This is a genomic window from Streptomyces smaragdinus, from assembly GCF_009604385.1.
In the GTDB taxonomy this organism is placed as follows: domain Bacteria; phylum Actinomycetota; class Actinomycetes; order Streptomycetales; family Streptomycetaceae; genus Streptomyces; species Streptomyces smaragdinus.
On record NZ_WEGJ01000034.1, the window covers coordinates 1 to 11,257 of the forward strand.

Here is an 11,257-nt window from a genome sequence, read left to right on the forward strand (position 1 = left end):
GACCTCCTCAGGCGCGTCGTCACGGTCGCCCTGCGGACGGTGGAGGTCATGGACGCGATGCCGCCGATCGATCGCTTCGACGGGGGTGGGGGCGGAGGACTCGGTGAGGGCGGAGGTGCGGTGTCGTCGTCCGAGGCCATCCGGCAGCCCTTCAGTCCCGGTGGCTCCCTCGGCCACGTGGGCGACTGTGATTCCCATCGATGGGCATGCTCATGCCTAAGCTGCATCAAAGGGTAGGAATTCCGGCCACTCCGGGATCTGCCGTAAACCCAGGCACCCCGATGTCAGTCGAAGCAGGCAACCTGCAGCACAACGATGCGTTCGCCACGCACATCGGTCAGATAGGTCATCAGCAGACCTCCCCGGCTTTCGGTGCGCAGGCCGGGACTACGACCGGTGAATGAGGCACCGTCGAGGAACACCATCGATTCCCGAACCGCAATTTCCTCGGCCAGCCGCTCGGCAACACTGCGCGCTTGCGCCGACAAGGCTTCGAGTAAGTCGTCCGGGTCGGCTTCCCAGCGCCAGTCAGCCACCAACCACCTCTGCGTGCGCCCACCGGACGATCTCCCCGGCCTCTCGCACTGCACGATCCCGCACGGCGGCATCGTCACTGTCCAGGGAACTCTCCGCAGCCTTCAGGCGTCGAGCCGCTTCCGGATGCCGGGCGATCTCTACGACTACACCCCATTCGCGGTAGAACATCCGGATCGGCGTCACACTGTCTTCATCTCCGGCCCGGACGAACGCCGCCTGCATCCCTTCGAAAAACTCTGGAAGCCTGGACGGGCAGACCACCGCTACGGCCTGTCGCAGCGCGGGCAGGGTGAGCGCCGGTCGGGGGATCAGCTCGCCACTCGTCTCTGGATGCGACACGGCCATGGCTCTATCCTTCCCAAACGGCGCAACAGACGCCGCCAGCGTAACGCGTCACACGAAGCTCACGCAGGCGTCCGACACCATTCGTAAAGGCTCAGTCACGTAACGCGCTCAGGCGCCCGGAAGGTCGAGTTCACCGTCCAGGATGTCGAAGAGATCCTCCGCCGTCGCCTCCGTGAGGTCGCTGTCGTCGGCGTGGGGTGTCGTGGCCGTGAGCTGGTCCGCGAGGGCGCGGAGGCGGGTTGCCAGGGTGGGGGCGTCGGTGGGCGGGGCTGTGGTGAGGGTGGACTCCAGGCGGGTGAGTTCGGCTTCCCAGGGGGTGGTCGTGGTGGCCGGCTTGATCCGTTGGGCGACGTACGCGGCGACGTCGGTCGCCGTGGGGTAGTCGAAGATCAGCGTGGCCGGGAGGCGGAGGCCCGTTGCCGTGTTGAGGGCGTTGCGGAGTTCCACCGCCGTCAGGGAGTCGAATCCGAGTTCGCCGAAGGCGCGGTCCGGTTCGATCGCGTCCGCGGACGTGTGGCCCAGGGCCGAGGCGATCTGCGTGCGTACGACCTCCAGGATCGCCGCCGCCGCGTCCTCCGGGCTCAGGCCCGCGATGCGCTGCGCCAGGTCCTCCGCGCGCGGGGCGCCGGCCGGTGTGCGGCGGCGGGCAGGTGTGGGGGCCAGGCCGCGGAGGAGGGCCGGGAGCGCGGTGCCTCGGGTGCGGAGGGCAGTGGCGTCTGTGCGGAGGGGGACCGTCAGGGACTCGGAAGTGCGGAGGGAGGCGTCGAACAGGGTCAGGGCCTCCTCCCGGGTGAGCGCCGGGGTGCCCGCGCGGCTCATCCGGTCGAGGTCCGCCGTACTGAGGTCCGCCGCGAGGCCCGCGTCCACCGCCCAGAGGCCGAACGCCAGGGAGGTGGCCGGGAGGCCGGACGTACGGCGGTGGTGGGCGAGGGCGTCGAGGAAGACGTTCGCCGCCGCGTAGTTGCCCTGGCCCGCCGCCATGACGAGGCCGCCCGCCGAGGAGAACAGCGCGAACACCGTCAGGTCGGCGTCCGCCGTCAGCTCGTGGAGGTGCCAGGCGGCGTCCGCCTTCGCCGCCAGGACGCCGTCCACCTGGTCCGTCGTCAGGGCGCCGACCAGGCCGTTGTGGGCGACCCCGGCCGCGTGCACGACACCGCGCAGCGGGGGCTCCACGCCGGAGAGCAGCCGGGCCAGGTCGTCGCGGTCGGAGACATCGCACGCGGCGATCGTCACCGTCGCGCCGAGCGCCGTCAGTTCGTCGCGCAGGGCGGCTGCGCCCGGTGCGTCGGGGCCGCGGCGGCTGGTCAGCAGGAGGTGGCGTACGTCGTGCTCCGTCACCAGGTGCCGGGCCACGAGGGCGCCCAGCCCGCCCGTACCGCCGGTGATCAGCACCGTGCCGTCCGGGTCGAAGACGGGGCCGTCGGCAGGCGCGTCCAGGCGGGTCAGACGGGGGACGAGCAGCCGGCCGGCCCGTACCGCGACCTCCGGCTCCCCGGCCGACAGCGCGCCGTCCACCCCGTCGTCGGTGTCGATCAGCACGAACCGGCCGGGATTCTCCGCCTCGGCCGCCCGTACGAGACCCCAGACGGGCGCCTGTCGTACGTCCACGTCCTCGGCGGCGTCCGTGGCCACCGCGCCGCGCGTGACTACAGCGAGCGTCGAGTCGGCGTAGCGGTCGTCGGCGAGGAACGCCTGGACGGTGGCGAGCAGCCGCGCGATGTTGGTCCGTACGTCCGCCGGCGGGTCGGCGGTGGGCTTGTCGGGGCAGTACCAGACGCAGACCGGGGGGATCTCGTCCGCGTCGTCCCGCCACTCCGCCCAGACAGGCGCCGTACCGTCCGCCTGCACAGGCTGCCAGGCGACCTGGAGCAGGGCGTCCGTGCCGGATGCGAGTTGCGCCTCGGAGACCGGGCGGGACAGCAGGGACTCCACCGTCAGCACCGGGTTCCCGTGCCCGTCCGCGACCGACAGGCTCAGGCCGTCCTGCTGGGCGACCGGCGTCAGGCTCACGCGCAGGGTGTCGGCCCCGGCGGCGTGCAGGGTGACGCCGTTCCAGGCGAAGGGCAGCAGCGTCCGTCCGCCGCCGTCGCGGTCGGGGATGTCCAGCAGGCCGACGTGCATCGCGGCGTCGAGCAGCGCCGGGTGGAGGCCGAAGCGGGCGGCGTCGGGCTGGGCGCTCTCCGGGAGTGAGACCTCCGCGTACAGCGCGTCGCCGTCGCGCCAGGCGGCCTTCAGGCCCTGGAAGACGGGACCGTAGTGGTAGCCGAGGCCGGCGAGGTCCGGGTAGGCGGACTCGACGGCGATCGGGGTGGCGCCGGGCGGCGGCCAGGCGCCGGGACCGGCGGGCGCTGCCTCGGCGGAGGGGGCCAGCACGCCCTCCGCGTGACGCGTCCAGGGCAGGTCGGGCTGGTCGTCGGGCCGCGAGTGGACGGTCACGGTGCGCCGGCCGTCGTCCTCGGCCTCCCCGGCGAGGACCTGGAGCGCGACGCCGCCGTGGGTGGGGAGGATCAGGGGGGCGTGGAGGGTGAGTTCCTCCAGTACGGGGCAGCCGGTGTGTTCGCCGGCCTGGAGGGCCAGTTCGACGAACCCCGTGCCGGGGAGGAGGACGCTGCCCAGGACGTCGTGGTCGGTGATCCAGGGGTGGGTGCCGCCGGAGATCCTGCCGGTGAGCACTGCGCCGGCGTCGCCGGGCAGCGGGACTGCGGCGCGTAGGAGGGGGTGGTCGAGGGCGACTTGGCCGGTGTCGGCCGTGGCGGGGGTGGTGGGGGCGGTCATCCAGTAGCGGGTGCGCTGGAAGGGGTAGGTGGGGAGGTCGATGCGGTGGGCGTCGGTGGCGGCGAAGTACGCCGGCCAGTCGACTCGGGCGCCGGTGACGTGGAGGTTCGCGACGGCCGTGAGGAGGGTGTCGGGTTCGGGGCGGTCCTTGCGGCAGGACGGGACGGCGACCGTGACCTCGTCGAGGATCTGCTGGGTCAGGCCGGTCAGGATGCCGTCGGGGCCCAGCTCGAGGAAGCGGGAGACGCCCTGATCAGAAAGGGTCTGGACGGCATCCGAGAAGCGGACCGCCTGGCGGACCTGGTCCACCCAGTACGCCGGCGACGTCCAGCCGGACGCGACCGAGCCGGTCACCGTCGAGACGGCGGACAGACGCGGCTCCTCGTACGACACGGACTCCGCGACCTGAGCGAACTCGGCCAGCATCGGCTCCATCAACGGCGAATGGAACGCATGCGATACGGACAGACGCGTCGTCTTACGACCCTGCGCCCTGAAGTACTCCCCGATCGCCAGCGCCGCAGCCTCCTCACCGGAAACCACCACGGACATCGGGCTGTTGACCGCAGCCAGGGACACCGCATCAGAAAGCAGCGGCGTCACCTCATCCTCGGATGCTTGTACGGCGACCATCGCGCCGCCCTCCGGCAGCGCCTGCATCAGCCGACCGCGAGCCGCCACCAGCCGGGCGGCGTCCTCCAGCGAGAACACCCCGGCCACATGTGCTGCCGCCAGCTCACCGATGGAATGCCCGGCCACACAGTCAGCCCGTACACCCCACGACTCGACCAGTCGATAAAGCGCCACCTCAACAGCGAACAACGCAGGCTGAGCGAACCCGGTCCCGTTCAGGACACCAGGGTCCTCACCCCACACCACATCCCGCAGAGGCCGAGCCAGATGCGGATCCACCGCACCACTCACCGCATCAAAGGCCGAAGCAAACCCCGGATAGGCGTCATACAACTCCCGCCCCATCCCCAGCCTCTGCGCCCCCTGCCCCGTAAACAGCACAGCCGTCCGCCCCGCCCGCACCCGCCCGACCACAGCCGCCGGATGCACCTCCCCCGCAGCCACCGCCGCCACCCCCTCGGCGGAAAACGCCACCGCCCGATGCTCCATAGCCACCCGGGTAGTCGCCAGCGAGAACCCCAGGTCCACCGAAGACCCCGAAACCGCCCCGACCCCAGCAGCCTGAGCCGCCAAAGCCCCCGCCGACTTCCCCGACAGCACCCACGGAACCACCGGCAGCGAACCCTCGGATGAAGCCGCCGAAGTAGAAGCAACCTCCTCCACAATCACGTGCGCATTGGTCCCCGACAGCCCAAAGGCAGAAACCCCCGCCCGCCGCGGACGCCCCTCAACGGCCCAATCCCGCGCCGCAGTCAACAGCCGCACCTCACCCGCAGCCCAATCCACCTGCGGCGACGCGGCCTCGGCATGCAGCGTCGGCGGCAGCACACCGTGCCGCATGGCCATCACCATCTTGATGATCCCGGCAACCCCGGCCGCAGCCTGCGTATGCCCGAAGTTCGACTTCACGGACCCCAGCCACAACGGCTGGTCGGCAGAACGCCCCTGCCCATAAGTGGCCAGCAGCGCCTGAGCCTCGATCGGATCCCCGAGCACCGTGCCCGTCCCGTGAGCCTCCACGGCATCGACCTCAAGCGGCGACAGCCCGGCGTCAGCCAACGCAGCCCGTATCACCCGCTGCTGTGCAGGCCCGTTGGGCGCGGTGAGCCCATTGGATGCACCGTCCTGATTGAGCGCCGACCCCCGAACCACAGCCAACACCGGATGACCCTGAGCCCGAGCGTCCGAAAGCCGCTCCAGCAACAGCACGCCCGCGCCCTCACCCCAGCCCGTACCGTCCGCATCGGCCCCAAAAGCCTTGCAGCGCCCGTCCGGCGACAGCCCCCGCTGCTCGCTGAAGTACACGAGCATGTCGGCCGTCCCCATCACGGTCACCCCGCCCGCCAGCGCGAGGGAGCATTCCCCCGTCCGCAGCGCCTGCGCCGCCATGTGCAGCGCGACCAGCGACGACGAGCAGGCAGTGTCGACGGTCACCGCGGGCCCCTCCAGGCCCAGCGTGTACGAGACCCGCCCGGACACGATGCTGCCGGCGGTCCCGCCGCCGTAGTCGTGATACATCACGCCCGCGTACACGCCCGTGCGGCTGCCCTTCAGCGTCCCGGGATCGATCCCCGCCCGCTCCAGCGCCTCCCACGACGTCTCCAGCAGCAACCGCTGCTGCGGATCCATGATCACGGCCTCGCGCGGACTGATCCCGAAGAACTCGGCGTCGAACTCCGCCGCGTCATACAGGAAACCCCCGGCCCGCGTGTACGTCTTGCCGGGCACCCCCGGCTCCGGGTCGTACAGCCCGGGGTCCCAGCCCCGGTCGTCGGGCAGCGGCGCCACGGCGTCCGTGCCCTCCGCGACCAGCCGCCACAGCTCCTCCGGGGAGCTCACGCCGCCGGGGAAGCGGCAGGCCATGCCGACGATGACGATGGGGTCGTCGTCGAGGGCCCGGGTGACGGCCACCGGAGCGGCAGGCGAGTCCGACACTCCGTCAAGGAGCTCAAGGATGTGACGCGAGACGGCATCGGCGGTCGGATAGTCGAAGATGAGCGTCGCGGGCAGCCGCAACCCCGTCGCGGAGTCGAGCTGATTACGCAGCTCAACGGCCGTAAGCGAGTCAAACCCCAACTCGTCGAAGGCCCGCCCCGGCTCGATCTCCCCACCAGACGCATGCCCGAGAACAGCGGCGACCTTGGCCCGTACGACCTCCAGCACCGCCTCGGCCCGCTCGTCGGCCCCCAGCCCGGCCACCCGCGACCGCAGCGCCCCGGCAGGCGCACGCCGAGTGCCCGTACGCCGCACAAGCCCACTCAACAGCACCGGCGGATCGGCACTGAGCGCCCGCAGATCGAACGGCACCGGCACCAGCGCAGCCCGCCCGGAAGCCACGCCCGCGTCGAACAGCGCCAGCCCCTGCTCCGCACTCACCGCAGGCGTACCGGCGGCCCGCATCCGCTCCGTCTCACCCGCACCGAGCCCCGCCGCCGTGTCCCACAGCCCGAAGGCGAGGGATGTGGCCGGCAACCCGGAGGCGCGGCGATGGACGGCGAGGGCGTCCAGGAAGGCGTTGGCGGCGGCGTAGTTGGCCTGCCCCGTCGAGCCGAGGGTGCCGGCGAGGGAGGAGAACAGCACGAACGCCGTGAGCGGCAGCTCCCGCGTCAGCTCGTGCAAGACCCACGCCGCATCTGCCTTGGGCCGCCGCACCCGCTCAAGACGCGCGGCGTCGAGCGCGGTGATCATCCCGTCGTCGAGCACCCCGGCCGCGTGTACGACCCCGCGCAGGGAAGCCCCGATCCCGCCGACCAGCGAAGCGAGCGCGTCCCGGTCCGCCACGTCGCACGCGGCAACGGTCACCGACGCACCCAGCGACACCAGTTCATCACGCAGTTCGACCGCACCGGGAGCCTCAAGCCCCCGACGGCTGGTCAACACCAGATCGCGCACACCGTGCCGCCCGACCAGATGCCGCGCGACAAGAGCGCCCAGCCCACCCGTCCCACCGGTGATCAGCACCGTCCCGTCGGCGTCCCAGGGCACGGAATCCACGGCCGCCGGAGTACGAACGAGACGCGGCACGAACACCCGCCCCTCCCGCACCGCGACCTCCGGCTCCCCGCACCCGAGCCCAGCCTCGAAAGAACCGTCCCCGTCGACCAGCCGGAACCGCCCCGGATGCTCCGCCGCAGCCGCCCGCACCAGCCCCCACACGGGAGCCTGCCGCACCGCCACATCCTCGCCCTCGAGCACCGCGACCGCCCGCCGGGTCACCACAGCGAGCGTGGCGTGCGCGAAGCGTTCCTCCGTCAGCCACGCCTGTACGACACCCAGCACCCGCTCCACAGCATCGTCCGCACAGCTCAGCACGACCAGCGAAGGCACCGCCTCATCCAGCGCCTCCCAATCGCCCCACTCCCCCGGCCCGTCCACGGCCCCGGCGGCCTGCCACTCCACGTGATACAGCGTCTCCCCACCGGCCAACTGCGCCGACGACACCGCACGCGCCACAACCCCACCGACCGACGCCACCGGTGACCCCGACTCGTCGGCGATCTCCAGCGCCAGCTGCCCGGGCGCCGGCTGCGTCAGCCGTACACGCAACGTCCCCGCGCCGGCCCGATGCACCACGACGTCCCGCCACACGAACGGCAGCAGCGTCTCCCCACCGGTGTCCGCGAGCAACGCCGCATGCATGGCCGCATCGAGCAGCGCCGGATGCAGCCCGAACCGCCCGGCGTCCCCCTGCGCGGCCTCCGGCAACGAAACCTCGGCGTACAGCTCGCCCCCACGCCGCCAGGCAGCCCGCAGCCCCTGGAACACGGACCCGTACTCGAGCCCCCGATCGGCGAGCGTGTCGTACACCCCGTCGACATCCAGCGCTTCCGCGCCCGCGGGCAGCCACGCGAACGGCGCCGGATCCGCAGCGTCCTCCGCCAGCTGCCCCTCGGCATGCAGCGTCCACTCCGCGTCCGGACGATCCTCCGCGCGCGAGTGGATACGTACCGACCGCCGCCCGGTGTCGTCGGCGGGACCGGCAACGACCTGCACGGCGACACCGCCCTTCGGCGAAAGGATCAGCGGCGCGTGCAGCGCCAGCTCCGCCAGCCGCGGACAGCCCGCCTCGGCACCGGCCCGCAACGCCATCTCGACCAGCCCGGAACCGGGACAGAGCACGACACCCTGCACCACGTGGTCGGCCAGCCAGGGCTGCGCGGCGACCGAGAGCCGACCGGTGAGGACGACCCCGCCGGAGTCGGCGAGGTTCACCGTGGCCCCGAGGAGGGGGTGCTGGCCGGCGGTCTGCCCGGTGAGGGAGACGGCGTCGACCCAGAAGCGCCGACGCTGGAAGGCGTACGTGGGCAGATCGACGCGGCGCGCTCCGGTACCGGCGAAGTACATCCGCCAGTCGATCTCCGCGCCGGACACCTGGAGCCGCCCGACGGCGCCGGCCAGGGCCTCGGTCTCGGGGAGCTTCTTGGTGAGGGCGGGGATGGCCGTGACTTCGGAGGAGAGGATCTGCTGGGTGAGGCCGGTGAGGATGCCGTCGGGGCCGATCTCGAGGAAGCGGGAGACGCCCTGCCCGTGAAGGGTCTGGATCGCGTCGGAGAAGCGAACCGCCTGGCGGACCTGGTCCACCCAGTAGGCCGGCGACGCCCAGCCGGACGCGACCGAGCCGGTCACCGTCGAGACGGCGGCCAGACGTGGCTCGGCATACGAAACGGATTCGGCGACGCGACGGAACTCGGCCAGCATCGGCTCCATCAGGGGCGAATGGAACGCATGCGACACGGCCAGACGCGTCGTCTTCCGCCCCTGGGCCTTGAAGCGCTCGCCGATCGCCAGCGCGCCGGCCTCCTCGCCGGAAACCACCACAGACGTCGGGCTGTTGACCGCAGCCAGGGACACCGCATCAGAAAGCAGCGGCGTCACCTCGTCCTCGGATGCCTGTACGGCGACCATCGCGCCGCCCTCCGGCAGCGCCTGCATCAGCCGGCCGCGAGCGGCAACCAGCCGGGCGGCGTCCTCCAGCGAGAACACCCCGGCCACATGTGCTGCCGCCAGCTCGCCGATCGAATGCCCCGCGACGCAGTCGGCCCGTACACCCCACGACTCGACGAGTCGATAAAGCGCCACCTCAACAGCGAACAACGCAGGCTGAGCAAACCCGGTCCCTTCGAGAACCGCAGCATCCTCGCCCCACACCACATCCCGCAGCGGCCGAACCAGATGCGGATCCACCGCCGCACACACCGCGTCAAACACCTCGGCGAAGACCGGGAAGGCGTCATACAACTCCCGCCCCATCCCCACCCGCTGCGACCCCTGCCCCGTAAACAGCAGCGCCGTCCGCCCCGCCCGCGCCCGCCCCACGGTGACCCCGACCGGATCCCCCGCAGCCAGCGACCGCAGCGCCCGTACCGCCGAGGCCGAATCCGTCGCGGTGACGCACGCCCGATGCTCGAGATGCGCCCGCCCGGTGGCCAGCGTGTAGGCCACGTCCGCCGGCGAGAAGTCCGGGGCCGCGTCGGCGATCCGCGCCGCCTGCCCGGCCAACGCCTCCGGCGTGTGCGCCGACAACACCCACGGAACGGCCGCCGGAGAAACACTCAAGGCTTCCTCGCCCGGCGCCGAAGCCTGCTCCACGATCACGTGCGCGTTCGTACCCGACAGCCCGAACGACGAGATCCCCGCCCGCCGCGGCCGGTCCACCCGCGGCCAGGGACGGCCCTCGCCCAGCAGCTCGATCGCCCCGGCCTCCCAGTCGACCTTCCGGGAGGGCGCGTCGAGGTGCAGCGTGGGCGGCAGTTCGCCGTGCTGTATCGCCAGGATCATCTTGATCACGCCGGCGATGCCCGCCGCCGCCTGCGTATGACCGAAGTTCGACTTGATCGAGCCGAGCAGCAGCGGCCGGTCGGCCGGCCGCCCGCGCCCGTACGTGGCCAGCAGCGCCTGCGCCTCGATCGGGTCACCGAGCACCGTGCCCGTACCGTGCGCCTCCACGGCGTCGACATCGGCCGCGGACAGCCCGCCGTCCGCCAGCGCGGCCCGTATCACCCGCTGCTGGGACGGCCCGTTGGGCGTGGTCATCGAGCTGGACGCGCCGTCCTGGTTGACCGCCGTCCCGCGCACCAGCGCCAGCACCGGATGCCCGTTGGCGCGGGCGTCGGACAGCCGTTCCAGCAGGATAACGCCGGCGCCCTCGCCCCACCCCGTGCCGTCGGCGGCGTCGGCGAAGGACTTGCAGCGGCCGTCGGGGGCCAGTCCCTTCTGCGAGCTGAAGTACACGAGCATGTCCGGCGTCGACATCACCGTCGCCCCGCCGGCGAGCGCCAGGGTGCAGTCGCCGCGGCGCAGGGCGTCGGCGGCTAGGTGGATGGCGACGAGGGACGACGAGCAGGCGGTGTCGACGGTGAGCGCCGGGCCCTCGAGGCCCAGGGTGTAGGCGGTGCGGCCGGAGACGAAGCTGCCGGCGCTGCCGTCGGCGTAGTCGTGGTACATGACGCCCGCGTACACGCCCGTGCGGCTGCCCTTGAGCGAGACGGGGTCGATGCCCGCGCGCTCGATGGCCTCCCAGGTGATCTCCAGCAGCAGCCGCTGCTGCGGGTCCATGATCAGGGCCTCACGCGGGCTGATCCCGAAGAACGCGGCGTCGAACTCGGCCGCCTCGTGCAGGAAGCTGCCGTCCCGGGCGTACGTCTTGCCGGGGAGGCCGGGCTCCGGGTCGTAGATGCCGGGGCTCCAGCCGCGGTCGGTGGGGAAGCCGGTGACGGCGTCCACCCCGTCCGCGACGAGCCGCCACAGCGCCTCGGGGGTGTCGGCGCCGCCCGGGTAGCGGCAGGCCATGCCGACGACGGCGATGGGCTCGTGCTGCGCGGCGGTCAGCCGGGCGTTCTCCTGACGCAGCCGCTCGTTGTCGGTGAGCGATTTGCGCAGGGCCTCGACGACCTTGTCCACCGATGTGCTCACGGTCATCCTCGACTTCGCTTCGGGTGCGGTTACGGGCTGCCGGGGGTTCGGCGAC

The 11,257-nt window shown here is 72.1% G+C and carries 2 protein-coding genes and 1 pseudogene; all 3 read right to left on the reverse strand.

The window, feature by feature from the left end; genetic code table 11:
- Window positions 1-284: 284 nt before the first annotated feature.
- Entirely contained in the window at window positions 285-536 is a 252-nt protein-coding gene (locus SRB5_RS28315) for a hypothetical protein (RefSeq protein ID WP_153456300.1), read from the reverse strand.
- On the reverse strand, window positions 529-882 hold the full coding sequence (locus SRB5_RS28320) for a hypothetical protein (RefSeq protein ID WP_153456301.1): 354 nt from the start codon (window positions 880-882) through the stop codon (window positions 529-531). Before SRB5_RS28320 ends, SRB5_RS28315 begins: the two co-directional genes overlap by 8 nt.
- 108 nt (window positions 883-990) lie before the next feature.
- A pseudogene (locus SRB5_RS28325) lies at window positions 991-11,169 on the reverse strand (SDR family NAD(P)-dependent oxidoreductase); the annotation flags it as partial.
- Between the last annotated feature and the right edge of the window lie 88 nt (window positions 11,170-11,257).